The sequence below is a fragment of the Pseudomonas sp. p106 genome (genome assembly GCF_003936645.1).
Taxonomy (GTDB): Bacteria; Pseudomonadota; Gammaproteobacteria; order Pseudomonadales; family Pseudomonadaceae; genus Aquipseudomonas; species Aquipseudomonas putida_E.
In genome coordinates, this window is the sequence record NZ_RHQR01000007.1 from 206,515 (window position 1) to 223,588 (window position 17,074).

Consider the following 17,074-nt stretch of genomic DNA (forward strand, 5'->3'; position numbering starts at 1 on the left):
ATCACTTTAAGTTCAAACGGTATCCGTTTGAGCGGGTTTGATTTTTCACGATTTTTTTTGCCCCCAGTACTCCTTCCTTTTTCCTTTATCGAGCTAAATCTCGGTCCTGTAAGGGTTTTCCCTATGAACGCGCCTTGACGGTGCAGCGGACGGATTCCTATAGTGTGCGCAAGTGGCAGAAAGTGGGATGAAGTGGGTTTTCTGGCACAAAAAAGCTACCATTGTGGGGAATCGCAGCCGTGTTCCGCGGAGCCAACGCCGTCAGCCTCGATGCAAAGGGCCGTCTCGCCATGCCGAGCCGGTACCGTGACGAGCTCGATTCGCGTTGCAATGGTCAGCTGATCGTGACCATCGACGCCGTCGACACCTGCTTGTGTGTTTATCCCCTCGATGAGTGGGAGCAGATTGAAGCCAAGTTGCGTGCCTTGCCGTCGTTGCGTGAGGAAAACCGCCGCCTGCAGCGTTTGCTGATCGGTAATGCGGTGGACCTGGAGCTCGACGGCAGTGGCCGTTTCCTGGTACCGCCCCGCCTGCGGGAGTACGCCAAGCTGGACAAGAAGGCGATGCTGGTGGGGCAGTTGAACAAATTCCAGCTGTGGGATGAGGATGCCTGGAACGCAGTTTCGGCAGCCGACCTTGCAGCTATCCAACAACCGGGCGCCATGCCCGACGATTTACGTGACCTGATCCTGTGACCATAGATAGCGGCTTCAACCACATCACCGTCCTGCTCGACGAAGCTGTCGAGGCATTGGCCCTGCGCGCCGACGGTTGCTATCTCGACGGCACCTTCGGCCGCGGCGGGCACAGCCGTCTGATCCTCAGCAAGCTCGGGCCGCAAGGGCGGCTGCTGGGCTTCGACAAAGATCCTCAAGCGATTGCCACGGGGCAAGCGCTGGCGGCCGAAGACGGCCGCTTTGTCATTGTGCAGCGCAGTTTTGCCGAACTGGGCGCGGAAGTGGCCGAGCGCGGGCTGGCTGGCAAGGTCAGCGGTATCCTGCTTGATCTGGGCGTGTCCTCGCCCCAGCTGGACGACCCCGAGCGCGGTTTCAGTTTCCTCAATGACGGCCCGCTGGACATGCGCATGAACCCCGACCAGGGCATCAGTGCTGCCGAGTTCATCGCCACCGCGCCGGTTGAGGAAATTGCCCGCGTTTTCAAAGAGTACGGCGAGGAGCGTTTTGCCGGGCGCATGGCGCGTGCCGTGGTAGAGCGCCGCGAAAAGCAGCCGTTCACGCGTACTGCGGACTTGGCCGAAGTGCTCAAGGTCGCCAACCCTGCCTGGGAAAAAGGTAAAAATCCGGCTACCCGTGCCTTCCAGGGCCTGCGCATTCACGTCAACAACGAGCTGGGCGATCTTGAGGCCGGCCTTGAGGCCGCGCTCGATGCGCTGGAAGTTGGCGGCCGTCTGGCGGTGATCAGCTTCCATTCCCTGGAAGACCGCATCGTCAAGCTGTTCATGCGCAAACTGGTCAAGGGTGAAGCGGACAACCTGCCGCGCAACCTGCCGGTTCAGCACAAGGTCTTCGAGCCGAAAATCCGTCTGATCGGCAAGGCCCAGTTTGCTTCCGAAGCCGAGCTCAAGGCCAACCCGCGGTCGCGCAGCGCCGTGATGCGGGTGGCGGAGAAGCTTCGGTGAGCCGGCTATTCGCCAAACCTTTGCCAGGCGGAAGCTTCCTGATGCTTCTGCTGTTCGTTGGCGTGCTTGTTTCGGCCATTGCCGTATCGTACAGCGCCCACTGGAATCGCCAGTTGCTCAACACCCTGTACGGCGAGTTGAATGAGCGCGACAAGGCCCAGGCCGAGTGGGGCCGGCTGATCCTTGAACAAAGCACCTGGACCGCTGCCAGCCGCATCGAGAACCTGGCTTCCGAGCAGCTGAAGATGCACGTGCCTGCCGCCGACGAAGTACGGATGGTGGCGCCATGATGAAGCTCGAAGGCGCGCTCTACCCCTGGCGCTTCCGCGTGGTGATCGGCTTGCTGGCGTTGATGGTCGGTGCCATCTGCTGGCGCATCATCGACCTGCAGGTGGTCGACCGTGACTTCCTCAAGGGCCAGGGTGATGCCCGCAGCCTGCGTCATATCCCTATTCCGGCACACCGTGGTCTGATTACCGATCGCAATGGTGAGCCTCTGGCCGTCAGTACGCCTGTCACCACCTTGTGGGCCAACCCCAAGGAAATGCAAGCCTCCAAGGAGCGCTGGCCGCAACTGGCCGCAGCACTGGGGCAAAACGCCCAACAGCTGAGCGAGCGCCTGACCCAGCAGGCCAGCAAAGAATTCATCTACCTGGTCCGCGGCCTGACCCCGGAGCAGGGGCAGCATGTGCTCGACCTGAAAGTGCCGGGTGTATACGGCCTTGAAGAATTCCGCCGCTTCTATCCCGCCGGTGATGTCACCGCGCACATGGTCGGTTTCACCGACCTGGATGACCATGGCCGCGAAGGGGTGGAACTGGCCTACGATGAATGGCTGGCCGGGGTGCCCGGCAAGCGGCAAGTGATCAAGGACCGGCGCGGCCGCTTGATCAAGGACATTCAGGTAACCAAGAACGCCAAGGCCGGCAAGACCTTGGCGTTGTCCATCGACCTGCGCCTGCAATACCTGGCCACTCGCGAACTGCGTAACGCAATCGCCGAACAGGACGCCAAGGCCGGCAGCCTGGTGATCATGGACGTCAAGACCGGTGAGGTCCTGGCGATGGTCAACCAGCCGACCTACAACCCGAACAACCGTCGCACCATGTTCCCGGCGGCGATGCGTAACCGGGCGATCATCGACGTGTTCGAGCCAGGCTCCACGGTCAAACCGATCTCCATGAGCGCCGCATTGGAGAGTGGGCGCTGGAAGCCCACCGACAAGGTCGAGGTGTACCCGGGCAGCTTGCAGATCGGCCGCTACACCATCAAGGACGTGTCCAGGAGCGAGGGGCCGATCCTCGACCTGACAGGCATCCTGATCAACTCCAGTAACGTCGGCATGAGCAAGATCGCCTTCGATATCGGCGGCGAAGCCATCTACCGGGTCATGTCCCAGGTCGGCCTTGGCCAGTACACCGGCCTTGGGTTCCCGGGTGAGCGCGTTGGCAACCTGCCCAATCATCGCGAGTGGCGCAAGGCCGAAACCGCGACCTTGTCCTATGGCTACGGCGTCTCGGTTACCGCCCTGCAGCTGGTGCATGCCTACGCGGCGCTGGCCAACGACGGCAAGATGGTGCCGCTGTCGATCCTCAAGGTCGACAAGGCGCCCGAGGCAGTCCAGGCCATTCCAAAGGACACCGCCGAGACCGTGCAAGGCATGTTGCAGCAAGTGATCGAGGCGCCGCGCGGGGTATTCCGTGCCCAGGTGCCGTTCTATCACGTGGCCGGCAAGTCCGGTACCGCACGTAAAGCCACAGTTGGCGCCAAGGGCTACACCGAAAACGCCTACCGCTCGCTGTTCGCCGGCTTCGGCCCGATGAGCGACCCGCGTTACGCCATTGTCGTGGTCATCGACGAGCCGAGGAAAGGCGGTTATTTCGGTGGTCTGGTATCGGCGCCGGTGTTCAGCAACGTCATGTCGGGCACCCTGCGGCTGATGAATGTGCCGCCAGATAACCTGCCACCGCCTGCCGACCCGCAACAAGTCAATGCAGTACCCGCCAAGGGAGGGCGTGGATGATGACAATGCCATTGAGCAAGCTTTTCGCCCACGCCAGTCGCGACCCGCTGATCCGTGAGCTGACCCTGGACAGCCGTGCTGTGCGCGCAGGTGACCTGTTCCTGGCCGTGCCGGGGGCCAAGGTCGATGGCCGTGACCATATCAGCGACGCGCTGGCCCGTGGTGCCGCCGCAGTCGCTTACGAACAGCAGGGCACCCATGTGCTGCCGATCACCGATGTGCCGCTGATCCCGGTCAAAGGCCTGATCGCCCAGCTGTCGGATATTGCCGGCCGCTTCTATGGCGAGCCGAGCCGTCAGCTGAACCTGGTCGGGGTTACCGGCACCAACGGCAAGACCAGCGTCACTCAGCTGGTGGCCCAGGCGCTCGATGCACTTGGCCAGCGGTGCGGCCTGATCGGCACCCTGGGTACCGGGTTTCATGGTGAGTTGCAGAGCGGTCGGTTGACCACGCCAGACCCGATTGCGGTGCAGTCGACCCTTTATGATCTGAAAAAGGCTGGCGCCAAGGCTGTGGCGATGGAAGTATCCTCGCACGCCCTGGAACAGGGTCGTGTTGCTGCGCTGGAATTCGATATCGCGGTGATGACCAACCTGTCCCGTGATCATCTGGACTATCACGGCAGCATGGAGGCCTATGAGGCCGCGAAGGCCAAGCTTTTCGCCTGGCCTGGCCTGCGTTGCCAGGTGGTCAACCTGGATGACGGATTCGGGCGTCGCCTGGCGGCTGATTTTGCCCGTCGTCCGAGTGTCGATCATATCGAGACCCGTTTGCTCAGCTATAGCCTGGAAAACTCCGACGCTTCCTTGTATTGCCGTGAAGCCAAATTCGACGACGATGGCGTACGCGCCATCATCGTCACTGCCCAGGGTGAGCGCACCTTGCGCAGCCAGCTGCTGGGCCGCTTCAACTTGAGCAACATGCTCGCGGCCGTGGCCACTCTGATGGCTCTGGATTATTCGCTGGATGAAATCCTCAAGGTCACCCCGCAATTGCAGGGCCCGGTGGGCCGCATGCAGCGCCTTGGCGGTGGTGAGAAGCCGCTGGTGGTGGTCGACTACGCGCACACTCCTGACGCCCTGGAAAAAGTACTCCAGGCCCTGCGCCCGCACGCCCACGGCCAATTGCTGTGCCTGTTCGGTTGTGGCGGCGATCGCGATCGTGGCAAGCGTCCGCTGATGGCCGAGGTGGCCGAGCGCCTGGCTGACCGTGTACTGGTCACTGACGATAACCCACGTACCGAAGACCCGCAGGCCATCTTCAACAACATTCGCCCTGGTTTTGCCCGGCCCGCCGAGGTCGAGTTCATCGCTGGCCGTGGCGAGGCCATTGCACACCTGATCGCTTCTGCTGCCGCCTCGGACGTCATCGTCCTGGCCGGCAAGGGGCACGAGGATTACCAGGAAATCAATGGCCAGCGCCATGACTTCTCCGACTTGGTCGAAGCCGAAAAGGCACTTGCAGCCTGGGAGGCTCCACATGCTTAAGCCCATGACACTCAGCCAGCTGACCGCAGCACTGAGCGCTCGCCTGGTCGGCGCAGACGCCAGCTTCAGCGGTGTCAGCATCGACAGCCGCAGCGTCGGCGCCGGGCAGTTGTTCGTCGCCCTGGCGGGGCCGCGTTTCGATGGCCACGACTACCTGGCCGATGTGCAGGCCAAGGGGGCTGTGGCAGCGCTGGTGGAGCGTGAAGTGGCCGATGTCGACCTGCCGCAACTGGTGGTTGCCGACAGTCGTCTGGCCCTCGGCCAGCTTGGTGCGCTGAACCGTGCCGGCTACGACAAACCTGTGGTAGCGATCACCGGCTCCAGCGGCAAGACCACGGTCAAAGAGATGCTTGCCTGCATCCTGCGTACCCGTGGCCCTGTTCATGCCACCCGTGGCAACCTGAACAACGACCTGGGTGCACCGCTGACCCTGCTGGAAATTGCCCCGCAGCACAGCGCCGCCGTCATTGAGCTGGGCGCTTCGCGCATTGGCGAGATCCGCTACACCGTGGGCCTCACCCAGCCACAGGTGGTCATCATCAACAACGCAGGTACTGCCCACGTCGGCGAGTTCGGCGGGCCAGAGAAGATCGTTGAAGCCAAGGGCGAGATTCTCGAAGGGCTGGGCGAGGGTGGCACGGCCATCCTCAACCTGGACGACAAGGCCTTTGCCATCTGGAAGGCGCGTGCGGGTGCGCACAAGGTCATCAGCTTTGCCCGCAGCGACGCCCGCGCCGACTTCCATGCCACCGACATCGGGCGCGACGCGCGGGGTTGCCCGTCGTTCACACTGCATGGCGCCGGCGCATCGGTGGCCGTGCAGCTCAGTGTGCTCGGTGAGCATAACGTCAGCAACGCCTTGGCCGCCGCCGCCGCCGCCCATGCCGTTGGTCTGAGCCTGAGCGGCATTGCCGCCGGCCTGAACGCCATGCAGCCGGTCAAGGGCCGTACCGTGGCGCAAATCGCCCCGAATGGCGTGCGCGTGATCGATGACAGTTACAACGCAAATCCCACCTCGATGTGCGCGGCCATTGATATACTCGCCGGCTTTTCCGGTCGCACCGTTCTGGTGCTGGGGGATATCGGCGAGCTGGGGCAGTGGGCCGAAGAAGGCCACCGTCAGGTGGGCGATTACGCGCGCGGTAAGGTCGATGCCCTGTATGCAGTGGGTACCAACATGACACATGCGGTCAAGGCGTTCGGCGCCAATGGCCGTCATTTCGCAACTCAAGCTGAGCTGATCGAGGCCGTTCGTGCCGAAACTGCCAGCAACACCACTATCTTGATCAAGGGCTCGCGCAGCGCTGCGATGGAAAACGTCGTGGCTGCATTGTGCGGTGCCAGCGGGGAGAAACATTAATGCTGCTGCTGTTGGCTGAGTATCTGCAACAGTTCCACAAAGGCTTCGCGGTCTTCCAGTACCTGTCCCTGCGCGGGATCCTTGGCGTACTGACCGCGTTGTCGCTGGCGCTGTGGCTGGGCCCGTGGATGATCCGTACCCTGCAGATCCGCCAGATCGGTCAGGCCGTCCGTAATGACGGCCCGCAATCGCACTTGTCCAAATCCGGCACGCCAACCATGGGTGGTGCCTTGATCCTGTCCGCCATCGGCATCAGCACCCTGCTGTGGGCCGACCTGTCGAACCGCTATGTGTGGACGGTACTGATCGTCACGCTGCTGTTCGGCGCCATCGGATGGGTCGACGACTACCGCAAGGTGATCGAAAAGAACTCGCGCGGCCTGCCTAGCCGCTGGAAGTACTTCTGGCAGTCGGTGTTCGGCCTGACGGCGGCGATCTTCCTGTACCAGACGGCCCCGACCACAGTCGAAACCACCCTGATCGTGCCGTTCCTCAAGGACGTTACCATCCCGCTGGGCATCGGCTTCGTCGTCCTCACCTACTTCGTCATCGTCGGCTCGAGCAATGCGGTCAACCTGACCGATGGCCTCGATGGCCTGGCGATCATGCCGACGGTGATGGTTGGCGGTGCGCTGGGCATCTTCTGCTACCTGTCGGGTAACGTGAAGTTCGCTGAGTACTTGCTCATTCCTTATGTGCCGGGTTCAGGTGAGCTCATCGTGTTCTGCGGCGCGCTGATCGGCGCCGGCCTGGGCTTTTTGTGGTTCAACACCTATCCGGCCCAGGTGTTCATGGGTGACGTCGGCGCGCTGGCGCTGGGCGCTGCACTGGGCACCATCGCCGTGATCGTGCGCCAGGAAATCGTGCTGTTCATCATGGGCGGCATCTTCGTGATGGAAACCCTGTCGGTGGTGATCCAGGTGGCTTCCTTCAAGCTGACCGGCAAGCGCGTGTTCCGCATGGCACCGATCCACCACCACTTTGAACTCAAGGGTTGGCCTGAACCACGGGTGATTGTCCGTTTCTGGATCATCACCGTGATTCTGGTGCTGATCGGCCTTGCAACCCTGAAACTGAGGTAGACGAGCGTGTCACTGATCGCTTCCGACCAATTCCGCATCGTTGTCGGCCTCGGCAAGAGCGGCATGTCCCTGGTTCGCTTCCTGGCGAACCAGGGCATTGCCTTTGCGGTCGCCGACACCCGCGAGCAACCGCCGGAACTGGACACCCTGCGCCGTGATTACCCGCAGGTGGAAGTACGCTGTGGTGAACTGGACGTGGACTTCCTGTGCCGCGCCAACGAGTTGTACGTGAGCCCAGGCCTGGCACTGGCCACGCCGGCCCTGCAGCAGGCGGCTGCGCGTGGCGTGAAGCTGTCCGGTGACATCGAACTGTTCGCCCGCCATGCCAAGGCGCCGATCGTGGCGATCAGTGGCTCCAATGCGAAAAGCACGGTAACCACCCTGGTCGGCGAGATGGCCGCCAAGGCCGGCAAGCGCGTGGCCGTCGGCGGCAACCTGGGTACACCGGCCCTGGACCTGCTCAGTGATGATGTCGAGTTGTATGTCATGGAGCTGTCGAGCTTCCAGCTGGAAACCACCGACCAGCTCAATGCCGAAGTTGCCACCGTGCTGAACATCAGCGAAGACCACATGGACCGCTACAGCGGCCTGCCGGCCTATCACCTGGCCAAGCACCGGATATTCCGTGGCGCCCGCCAAGTGGTGGTGAACCGCCAGGATGCCCTGAGCCGGCCGTTGCCGGTCGAAAATCGCCCGTGCTGGAGCTTTGGCCTGAATCAGCCGGACTTCAAGGCCTTCGGCTTGCGTGAAGTCGAGGGCGAGAAGTACCTGGCTTTCGAGTTCCAGGCACTGATGCCGGTCCGTGACCTGAAAATTCGGGGTGCCCACAACCAGAGCAACGCCCTGGCGGCCCTGGCCCTCGGGCATGCCGCCGGTCTGCCGTTCGAGCCGATGCTCGAAGCCCTGCGCGAATTCGGCGGCCTGGCCCATCGTTGCCAATGGGTGCGTGCGCGCAACGGTGTGAGCTGGTACGACGATTCCAAGGCGACCAACGTCGGTGCTGCCCTGGCCGCCATCGAAGGCCTGGGCGCGGATATCGACGGCAAGCTGGTGCTGATCGCCGGCGGCGACGGCAAGGGTGCCGATTTTGCCGCCCTGCGTGAGCCGGTGGCACGTTTTTGCCGCGCCGTTGTGTTGCTCGGCCGTGATGCCGAACGCCTGGCCGAGGTGCTAGGTGATGCCGTGCCGCTGGTGCGGGTCAAGACGCTGGACGAGGCCGTGCAGCAATGCGCCGAGCTGGCTCTGCCGGGTGACGCCGTGTTGCTGTCGCCGGCGTGCGCCAGCCTCGACATGTTCAAGAACTTTGAAGAACGCGGGCGGCTGTTCGCCCAGGCGGCGGGAGGGCTGGCATGATCTTCGGCATCCTCAAGCCGTACCCGTCGCCGCTTATCAGCGGCCGTGGCATCGACCTCGACTTCGCCTTCCTGGCCGGCTGCCTGGCGCTACTCGGCCTGGGCCTGGTGATGATCACCTCGGCGTCGTCGGAGGTGGCCGCAGTACAGTCAGGCAACCCGCTGTACCACATGTTCCGCCATCTGGTTTACGTGGCCATTGGCCTGGTCGCCTGTGGTGCGACCCTGCTGGTGCCGATCGCCACGTGGCAGCGCATGGGCTTCATGATGCTGGTTGGCGCCTTTGGCCTGCTGGTACTGGTGCTGGTGCCTGGCATCGGTCGGGAAGTGAACGGCTCGATGCGCTGGATCGGCTTCAGCTTCTTCAACGTCCAGCCTTCGGAGATCGCCAAGGTCTTCGTGGTCATTTATCTCGCCGGCTACCTGGTACGTCGGCAGACCGAAGTGCGCGAAAGCTGGATGGGCTTTTTCAAACCGTTCATCGTGCTGCTGCCGATGGCCGGCCTGCTGCTGATGGAGCCGGACTTCGGTGCCACCGTGGTCATGATGGGCGCTGCCGCAGCCATGCTGTTCCTCGGCGGCGTAGGGTTGTTCCGCTTCAGCCTGATGGTGGTGCTGGCGGTGGTCGCAGTGTTCGTGCTGGTGCAGGCGCAGCCCTACCGGATGGCGCGCCTGATCACTTTTACCGACCCCTGGTCCGACCAGTTCGGCTCTGGTTACCAGTTGACCCAGGCATTGATCGCCTTCGGCCGCGGCGAGTGGCTGGGCGTAGGGCTGGGCAACAGTGTGCAAAAGCAGTTCTACCTGCCTGAAGCGCACACCGACTTCGTGTTCTCGGTACTCGCCGAGGAGTTGGGCGTGGTCGGTTCGCTGGTGACCATCGCGCTGTTCGTATTCGTGACCGTGCGCGCCCTCTACATCGGACTGTGGGCCGAGAAGGCCAAGCAGTACTTTGCCGCCTACATGGCATTTGGCCTGGCGTTCCTGTGGATTGGCCAGTTCCTGATCAACATTGGCGTGAACGTCGGCTTGCTGCCGACCAAGGGCCTGACCTTGCCCTTCCTCAGTTACGGGGGCAGCTCCCTGGTGATCTGCTGTGCCTGCGTCGGCTTGTTGCTGCGTATCGAATGGGAAAGCCGCACGCACCTGGGCAGCGAGGAACACGAATTCAGCGAAAGCGATTTTGCCGAGGAGACCAGTCATGGCCGCTGACGGCAAAAACGTACTGATCATGGCGGGCGGCACCGGAGGCCATGTGTTCCCGGCCCTGGCCTGCGCACGTGAGTTCCAGGCGCGCGGCTATACCGTGCACTGGCTGGGCACCCCCCGTGGCATCGAGAATGAGCTGGTCCCCCAGGCCGGCCTGGCGCTGCACCTGATCCAGGTCAGCGGCTTGCGTGGCAAGGGCAAGCTGTCGCTGCTCAAGGCACCGTTCACCCTGGTCAAGGCCGTGCTCCAGGCGCGGCGTATCATTGGCCAGCTCAAGCCGGTCTGCGTGATCGGCTTCGGTGGCTATGTGACCGGCCCTGGCGGCGTCGCCGCGCGTCTGTGCGGTGTGCCGCTGGTGATTCACGAACAGAACGCCCGCGCCGGTACCGCCAATCGCCTGCTGGTGCCGTTGTCGGCGCGTGTCTGCGAGGCTTTCCCAGGCACGTTTGAAGCTGGCGAAAAGCTGCGTACCACCGGCAATCCGGTGCGCCCTGAGCTGTTCATGGACGCGCAGCGAGCGCCCCTGGGCGAGCGCCGTGCCCGCCTGTTGGTCATGGGTGGCAGCCTGGGTGCGGAACCATTGAACAAATTGTTGCCTAAGGCCCTGTCCGAGGTGCCCGCTGACCTGCGGCCCGAGGTGTTCCATCAGGCCGGCAAGCACCACGCGCCGATCACCGCCGAGCGTTATCAAGAGGCGGGTGTCGAGGCTCAGGTAGAGCCGTTCATCAAGGACATGGCCCACGCCTACAGCTGGGCCGACCTGGTGGTGTGCCGGGCCGGTGCCCTGACCGTCAGCGAGCTCGCGGCGGCCGGCCTGCCTTCGATGCTGGTGCCTTTGCCCCATGCCATCGACGACCACCAGACCCATAACGCCCAATATCTGGCTCGGGAAGGCGCCGCCTTCCTCATGCCACAAGCGACAACTGGCGCAGCGCAACTCGCTGAACGCCTGAACGAGGTGCTGATGCAACCCGAGAAACTCAACACCATGGCACGCACCGCACGGGGCCTTGCCAAACCTTCCGCAACCAGCACCGTGGTCGATATCTGCCTGGAGGTGGCCCATGGTTGAAAGCCAGAAAGCCATGCCCCAGCCGAAGATGGGCCGTATTCATCGTATCCACTTCGTCGGTATCGGCGGCGTGGGCATGTGCGGTATTGCCGAAGTGCTGCTGAACCTGGGCTATGAAGTGTCCGGCTCCGACCTCAAGGTGTCGCCGGTTACCCAGCGCCTGGAGTCGTTCGGTGCCGAGATCTTCGTTGGCCACCGTGCCGAAAACGCCGCCAATGCCGATGTACTGGTGGTGTCCAGCGCCATCAACCCGGCCAACCCGGAAGTCGCCACTGCGCTTGAACGGCGCATTCCCGTGGTGCCGCGTGCCGAAATGCTCGCTGAGCTGATGCGCTACCGCCATGGTGTGGCGGTTGCCGGTACCCATGGCAAAACCACCACCACCAGCCTGCTGGCCTCGGTATTTGCCGCCGGTGGCCTGGACCCGACGTTCGTCATCGGTGGCCGCCTGACCGCTGCCGGCACCAATGCGCAGTTGGGTACCAGCCGTTACCTGATCGCCGAAGCCGACGAAAGCGACGCCAGCTTCCTGCACCTGCAGCCGATGGTTGCTGTGGTCACCAACATCGACGCCGACCACATGGCCACCTACGAGGGTGACTTCAACAAGCTGAAGAAAACCTTCGTCGAGTTCCTGCACAACCTGCCGTTCTACGGCCTGGCCGTGATGTGCCTGGATGACCCGGTGGTGCGTGAGATCCTGTCACAGGTCAAGCGCCCGACCGTGACCTACGGTTTCAGCGAAGAGGCCGACATCCGCGCGATCAACGTCAGCCAGAAGGGCATGCAGACCCACTTCACCGTACTGCGCCGTGATCGTGAGCCGCTGGAAGTGTCGGTCAACATGCCGGGTAACCACAACGTGCTCAATGCCCTGGCCACCATCGCCATCGCCACCGACGAAGGCATCAGCGACGAAGCCATCGTGCAGGGGCTTTCGGGCTTCCAGGGTGTCGGTCGACGCTTCCAGGTGTACGGCGAACTGCCGGTTGAAGGCGGCAGCGTGATGCTGGTCGACGACTACGGCCACCACCCGACCGAAGTGGCGGCGGTGATCAAGGCTGTGCGCGGTGGCTGGCCAAGCCGTCGCCTGGTCATCGTCTACCAGCCACACCGTTACAGCCGCACTCGTGACCTGTACGACGATTTCGTGCAGGTGCTGGGCGATGCCAACGTGCTGCTGCTGATGGAGGTGTACCCGGCCGGTGAAGAGCCGATACCCGGTGCCGACAGCCGTCAGCTGTGTCACAGCATCCGCCAGCGCGGCAAGCTGGACCCGATCTACATCGAACGCGGCGCCGAGCTGGCACCGCTGGTCAAGCCGCTGCTGCGTGCCGGTGACATCCTGCTGTGCCAAGGTGCCGGCGATGTCGGTGGCCTGGCCCCGCAATTGATGAAAAGCCCGCTGTTCGCTGGCGCCAAGCAGGAGAAGTCGAAATGACCAGCGCCTACGAGAAACTGCATTCGACCCTGGACGTCAACGCGTTCGGTCGTGTCGCTGTACTGTACGGCGGCAAGAGCGCCGAGCGTGAAGTCTCGCTCAAGTCGGGCGCTGCCGTGATCGAGGCGCTGCGCAGCGCCGGTGTCGACGTGGTCGCCATCGACGTGGGCGACGACCTGCTGGCCCGCCTGCAAAGCGAGAAGATCGACCGTGCCTTCATCATCCTGCACGGCCGCGGCGGTGAGGATGGCAGCATGCAAGGCCTGCTGGAGTGCCTGGGCATTCCCTACACCGGCAGTGGCATTCTCGCCTCGGCCCTGGCCATGGACAAGCTGCGGACCAAGCAGGTATGGCAAAGCCTGGGCATTCCGACCCCGCGTCATGCTGTGCTGGCCAGCGAAGAAGATTGTGTTGTAGCCGGTACGGAACTGGGCTTCCCGCTGATCGTCAAACCTGCCCATGAAGGCTCTAGCATCGGCATGGCCAAGGTGAACAGCGAGCAGGAACTGGTCGCTGCCTGGCAAGACGCCGCCAAATACGATTCTCAGGTGCTGGTCGAGCAATGGATTCACGGCCCGGAGTTCACCATTGCCGTTCTGCGTGGCCAGGTGCTGCCGCCGATCGCCCTGGGCACTCCGCACGTGTTCTACGACTACGACGCCAAGTACATCGCCAATGACACCCAGTACCGCATTCCGTGCGGGCTGGACAGTGCCAAGGAGCAGGAGCTTATCGACCTGACCGCGCGCGCCTGCGATGCCATCGGCATTGAAGGCTGGGGCCGTCTGGACGTGATGCAGGACGAGCAGGGCCGGTTCTGGCTGCTCGAAGTAAACACCGCACCGGGCATGACTGATCATAGCCTGGTGCCCATGGCGGCCCGCGCGGCCGGTCTGGACTTCCAGCAACTGGTGCTGGCGATCCTGGCCGACAGCGTAGCGACGCGAGGTTAACAAACCATGCAAGGCGCAATGATACGTCAGCAGCAACCCGTTACCGGCCGTAGCAAGCCGGTGCCGCGTGGTGCCAGCCGACTGGTGGCCGACGAGCCCGTATCGGCGCGCCTGCCGCGGCCCAGCCTGGGCGGCCTCAAGCGCCTGCTGTGGCCGGTGTTGCTGGTGGCCGCAGGCTTTGGCGCCTACGAGGGCGCCATTCGCCTGATGCCGTACGCCGACCGGCCGATCACCAAGATCGACGTGCAGGGCGACCTCAGTTACATCAGTCAGCAGTCGGTGCAGCAGCGGATCGCGCCATACGTGGCAGCGAGTTTCTTCAGCGTCGACCTCACGGCGATGCGAGCCGAGCTCGAACAGATGCCATGGATCGCCCACGCCGAAGTACGCCGGGTTTGGCCGGACGAGGTGGTGATTCGCCTGGAAGAACAGTTGCCGGTGGCACGCTGGGGTGAGGAAGCCTTGCTCAACAACCAGGGCCAGGCCTTCACCCCGCGCGAGCTGGCCAACTACGAGCATCTGCCGCAGTTGGCCGGGCCGCAGCGTGCCCAGCAGCAAGTCATGCAGCAGTATCAGGTTTTGAGCCAGATGCTGCGCCCCTTGGGCTTTTCCATCGCTCGCCTGGAGCTGCGCGAGCGTGGCAGCTGGTTCCTGACCACCGGTGCGGGCAGCACCGGGCAGGGCGTCGAGCTGCTGCTGGGGCGCGATCATCTGGTGGAGAAGATGCGCCGTTTCATTGCCATTTACGACAAGACACTCAAAGAGCAGATCACCAACATCGCCCGCATTGATCTGCGTTATTCCAACGGACTTGCCGTTGGTTGGCGGGAACCGAACGCACCGACGACGGCCCAACCCGCCGTTGCGAAGAATTAGAGAGAGGCAGGACCATGGCAAACGCGCATAGCGGCAAAATGATCGTCGGGCTGGACATTGGCACCTCCAAGGTGGTGGCGCTGGTGGGTGAAGTAGGCGAAGACGGTACCCTGGAGATCGTCGGGATCGGTACTCACCCTTCCCGCGGCCTGAAGAAGGGCGTGGTGGTGAACATCGAGTCCACCGTGCAGTCGATCCAGCGCGCAGTGGAAGAAGCGCAGCTGATGGCTGGCTGCCGCATCCACTCGGCGTTCGTCGGCGTGGCCGGCAACCATATCCGCAGCCTGAACTCCCACGGCATCGTCGCCATTCGCGACCGCGAGGTCAGCCTTGCCGACCTCGAGCGTGTGCTTGACGCTGCCCAGGCCGTGGCCATTCCGGCTGACCAGCGCGTGCTGCACACCCTGCCGCAGGATTACGTGATCGATAACCAGGAAGGTGTGCGCGAGCCGCTGGGCATGTCTGGCGTGCGCCTGGAAGCCAAGGTTCACGTGGTCACTTGCGCGGTCAACGCGGCGCAGAACATCGAGAAGTGCGTGCGCCGTTGTGGCCTGGAAATCGACGACATCATCCTCGAGCAACTGGCCTCGGCCTACTCGGTGCTGACCGACGATGAGAAAGAGCTCGGTGTGTGCCTGGTGGACATCGGCGGCGGCACCACCGACATCGCCATCTTCACCGAAGGCGCGATCCGTCACACTGCGGTCATCCCGATTGCCGGCGACCAGGTCACCAACGACATCGCCATGGCCCTGCGTACACCCACCCAGTACGCCGAGGAAATCAAGATCCGTTACGCCTGCGCCTTGGCCAAACTGGCCGGCGCCGGCGAGACCATCAAGGTGCCGAGCGTGGGCGACCGCCCACCGCGCGAACTGTCGCGCCAGGCCCTGGCCGAGGTGGTAGAGCCCCGTTACGACGAGCTTTTCACGCTGATCCAGGCCGAGCTGCGCCGCAGCGGTTACGAGGACCTGGTGCCGGCCGGCATCGTCCTCACCGGCGGCACCGCGAAGATGGAAGGCGCCGTGGAACTGGCCGAAGAAATCTTCCACATGCCGGTACGCCTGGGCGTACCGCACAGCGTTCGGGGGCTGAGCGACGTGGTGCGCAACCCGATCTATTCCACCGGCGTGGGCTTGCTCGCTTACGGCCTGCAGAAGCAGTCCGAAGACTTGCCCCTGACCGGTAACAGCAGCAGCAACAGCTATGGCGATGAACCGAAGGCCCCAGTGCTTGAGCGCTTCAAGCGGTGGGTTCAGGGCAACTTCTAAGTTTCAAAGCAGTAGTGGTAGGCGCGACAACTAGAGAACTGAAAGGAGAGGGAAAATGTTCGAGCTCGTAGACAACGTCCCGCAAAGCCCGGTCATCAAGGTGATCGGTGTCGGCGGTGGCGGCGGCAACGCCGTCAACCACATGGTGAAAAGCAGCATCGAAGGCGTCGAGTTCATCTGCGCCAACACCGATGCTCAGGCGCTGAAAAACATCGGCGCGCGCACCATCCTGCAACTGGGTACCGGGGTCACCAAAGGCCTTGGTGCCGGTGCCAATCCGGAAGTCGGCCGTCAGGCTGCTCTGGAAGACCGTGAGCGCATCGCCGAGGTGCTGCAGGGCACCAACATGGTGTTCATCACCACCGGCATGGGCGGCGGTACCGGTACCGGTGCAGCGCCGATCATCGCCGAAGTGGCGAAGGAAATGGGCATTCTCACGGTTGCCGTGGTGACCCGTCCGTTCCCGTTCGAAGGTCGCAAACGTATGCAGATCGCCGATGAAGGCATCCGCATGCTGGCCGAGAGCGTCGACTCGCTGATCACCATTCCCAACGAGAAGCTGCTGACCATCCTGGGCAAGGATGCCAGCCTGCTGTCCGCCTTTGCCAAGGCTGACGATGTACTGGCCGGTGCCGTTCGCGGTATTTCCGACATCATCAAGCGCCCCGGCATGATCAACGTCGACTTCGCCGACGTGCGCACCGTGATGGGTGAGATGGGCATGGCGATGATGGGTACTGGTTGCGCCAGCGGCCCGAACCGTGCTCGCGAAGCCACCGAGGCGGCAATCCGCAACCCGCTGCTCGAAGACGTCAACCTGCAGGGCGCCCGCGGCATCCTGGTGAACATCACCGCAGGCCCTGACCTGTCGCTGGGCGAGTACTCCGATGTGGGTAGCATCATCGAAGCCTTCGCCTCCGACCACGCGATGGTCAAGGTGGGCACCGTGATCGACCCTGACATGCGCGATGAGCTGCACGTGACCGTGGTGGCCACTGGCCTGGGCGCGCGTATCGAGAAGCCGGTCAAGGTGGTCGACAACACACTGCAGACTGCCCAGCAGGCGTACGAGGCCTCCAACCCGGCCCCTGTTCGTCAGGAGCAGCCAGCGGTCAACTACCGTGACCTGGAGCGTCCGACCGTGATGCGCAACCAGGCCCACGCAGGCGCTGCCGCAGCAGCTAAACTCAACCCTCAGGATGACTTGGACTACCTGGATATCCCGGCCTTCCTGCGTCGTCAGGCCGATTAATGGAATTTATCAGGGGTATAAGGGTGATTGGTGTTCAGCAAAGGCCGGGTCTGTTAT

15 protein-coding genes are annotated in these 17,074 nt (G+C 63.2%); all 15 read left to right on the forward strand.

The genetic code is table 11. The annotated features are described in order from the left end of the window. Positions 1-239: 239 nt before the first annotated feature. Genes mraZ through ftsZ form a run of 15 tightly spaced genes read left to right on the forward strand, consistent with a single transcriptional unit; the run spans position 240 to position 17,017 of the window. Positions 240-695, forward strand: coding sequence for a division/cell wall cluster transcriptional repressor MraZ (mraZ, locus tag EGJ09_RS11675; RefSeq protein WP_125923877.1), 456 nt, complete (start codon positions 240-242; stop codon positions 693-695). Further along, positions 692-1,639: a 16S rRNA (cytosine(1402)-N(4))-methyltransferase RsmH gene (gene rsmH / locus EGJ09_RS11680; RefSeq protein ID WP_012312860.1), complete on the forward strand. Its 948-nt coding sequence runs from the start codon at positions 692-694 to the stop codon at positions 1,637-1,639. Before mraZ ends, rsmH begins: the two co-directional genes overlap by 4 nt. Next, positions 1,636-1,929 (forward strand): cell division protein FtsL, encoded by a 294-nt coding sequence (gene ftsL, locus EGJ09_RS11685; RefSeq protein ID WP_012312861.1) that lies wholly within the window; start codon positions 1,636-1,638, stop codon positions 1,927-1,929. The genes rsmH and ftsL overlap by 4 nt, the downstream gene beginning before the upstream one ends. Next, positions 1,929-3,662: a penicillin-binding protein 2 gene (locus EGJ09_RS11690; RefSeq protein ID WP_161872110.1), complete on the forward strand. Its 1,734-nt coding sequence runs from the start codon at positions 1,929-1,931 to the stop codon at positions 3,660-3,662. The genes ftsL and EGJ09_RS11690 overlap by 1 nt, the downstream gene beginning before the upstream one ends. Further along, positions 3,659-5,149: a UDP-N-acetylmuramoyl-L-alanyl-D-glutamate--2,6-diaminopimelate ligase gene (locus EGJ09_RS11695; protein WP_177433154.1), complete on the forward strand. Its 1,491-nt coding sequence runs from the start codon at positions 3,659-3,661 to the stop codon at positions 5,147-5,149. Before EGJ09_RS11690 ends, EGJ09_RS11695 begins: the two co-directional genes overlap by 4 nt. Then, positions 5,142-6,509 carry a UDP-N-acetylmuramoyl-tripeptide--D-alanyl-D-alanine ligase gene (gene murF / locus EGJ09_RS11700; protein WP_125923878.1) on the forward strand — a complete coding sequence of 456 codons (1,368 nt, stop codon included), beginning with the start codon at positions 5,142-5,144 and terminating at the stop codon, positions 6,507-6,509. The genes EGJ09_RS11695 and murF overlap by 8 nt, the downstream gene beginning before the upstream one ends. Continuing rightward, entirely contained in the window at positions 6,509-7,591 is a 1,083-nt protein-coding gene (gene mraY / locus EGJ09_RS11705) for a phospho-N-acetylmuramoyl-pentapeptide-transferase (RefSeq protein ID WP_012312865.1), read from the forward strand. The genes murF and mraY overlap by 1 nt, the downstream gene beginning before the upstream one ends. A 6-nt stretch (positions 7,592-7,597) precedes the next feature. After that, positions 7,598-8,944 carry a UDP-N-acetylmuramoyl-L-alanine--D-glutamate ligase gene (murD, locus tag EGJ09_RS11710; protein WP_046784851.1) on the forward strand — a complete coding sequence of 449 codons (1,347 nt, stop codon included), beginning with the start codon at positions 7,598-7,600 and terminating at the stop codon, positions 8,942-8,944. Further along, entirely contained in the window at positions 8,941-10,155 is a 1,215-nt protein-coding gene (gene ftsW, locus EGJ09_RS11715) for a putative lipid II flippase FtsW (RefSeq protein ID WP_046784852.1), read from the forward strand. The genes murD and ftsW overlap by 4 nt, the downstream gene beginning before the upstream one ends. After that, on the forward strand, positions 10,145-11,224 hold the full coding sequence (gene murG, locus EGJ09_RS11720) for an undecaprenyldiphospho-muramoylpentapeptide beta-N-acetylglucosaminyltransferase (protein WP_115273641.1): 1,080 nt from the start codon (positions 10,145-10,147) through the stop codon (positions 11,222-11,224). Before ftsW ends, murG begins: the two co-directional genes overlap by 11 nt. Further along, positions 11,217-12,665, forward strand: coding sequence for a UDP-N-acetylmuramate--L-alanine ligase (gene murC, locus EGJ09_RS11725; RefSeq protein WP_125923879.1), 1,449 nt, complete (start codon positions 11,217-11,219; stop codon positions 12,663-12,665). Before murG ends, murC begins: the two co-directional genes overlap by 8 nt. Beyond that, a complete protein-coding gene (locus EGJ09_RS11730) occupies positions 12,662-13,618 on the forward strand; it encodes a D-alanine--D-alanine ligase (RefSeq protein ID WP_046784855.1) in 957 nt (318 codons plus the stop codon). The genes murC and EGJ09_RS11730 overlap by 4 nt, the downstream gene beginning before the upstream one ends. Positions 13,619-13,624: 6 nt before the next feature. Then, positions 13,625-14,494, forward strand: coding sequence for a cell division protein FtsQ/DivIB (locus EGJ09_RS11735; RefSeq protein ID WP_012312871.1), 870 nt, complete (start codon positions 13,625-13,627; stop codon positions 14,492-14,494). Between the two features lie 14 nt (positions 14,495-14,508). Continuing rightward, positions 14,509-15,765, forward strand: coding sequence for a cell division protein FtsA (gene ftsA, locus EGJ09_RS11740; RefSeq protein ID WP_012312872.1), 1,257 nt, complete (start codon positions 14,509-14,511; stop codon positions 15,763-15,765). A 55-nt stretch (positions 15,766-15,820) separates the two neighbouring features. Next, positions 15,821-17,017, forward strand: a complete 1,197-nt coding sequence (gene ftsZ, locus EGJ09_RS11745; RefSeq protein ID WP_003251871.1) for a cell division protein FtsZ — start codon at positions 15,821-15,823, stop codon at positions 17,015-17,017. The last annotated feature ends 57 nt before the right edge of the window (positions 17,018-17,074 follow it).

Excerpts from the sequence above, each read along its gene's own strand:
- murC (WP_125923879.1), top strand. The coding sequence starts at position 11,217 with ATGGTTGAAAGCCAGAAAGCCATGCCCCAGCCGAAGATGGGCCGTATT.
- ftsZ (WP_003251871.1), top strand. The coding sequence starts at position 15,821 with ATGTTCGAGCTCGTAGACAACGTCCCGCAAAGCCCGGTCATCAAGGTG.
- EGJ09_RS11690 (WP_161872110.1), top strand. The coding sequence starts at position 1,929 with ATGAAGCTCGAAGGCGCGCTCTACCCCTGGCGCTTCCGCGTGGTGATC.
- murG (WP_115273641.1), top strand. The coding sequence starts at position 10,145 with ATGGCCGCTGACGGCAAAAACGTACTGATCATGGCGGGCGGCACCGGA.
- EGJ09_RS11695 (WP_177433154.1), top strand. The coding sequence starts at position 3,659 with ATGATGACAATGCCATTGAGCAAGCTTTTCGCCCACGCCAGTCGCGAC.
- EGJ09_RS11735 (WP_012312871.1), top strand. The coding sequence starts at position 13,625 with ATGCAAGGCGCAATGATACGTCAGCAGCAACCCGTTACCGGCCGTAGC.
- ftsW (WP_046784852.1), top strand. The coding sequence starts at position 8,941 with ATGATCTTCGGCATCCTCAAGCCGTACCCGTCGCCGCTTATCAGCGGC.
- EGJ09_RS11730 (WP_046784855.1), top strand. The coding sequence starts at position 12,662 with ATGACCAGCGCCTACGAGAAACTGCATTCGACCCTGGACGTCAACGCG.
- mraY (WP_012312865.1), top strand. The coding sequence starts at position 6,509 with ATGCTGCTGCTGTTGGCTGAGTATCTGCAACAGTTCCACAAAGGCTTC.
- murF (WP_125923878.1), top strand. The coding sequence starts at position 5,142 with ATGCTTAAGCCCATGACACTCAGCCAGCTGACCGCAGCACTGAGCGCT.
- ftsA (WP_012312872.1), top strand. The coding sequence starts at position 14,509 with ATGGCAAACGCGCATAGCGGCAAAATGATCGTCGGGCTGGACATTGGC.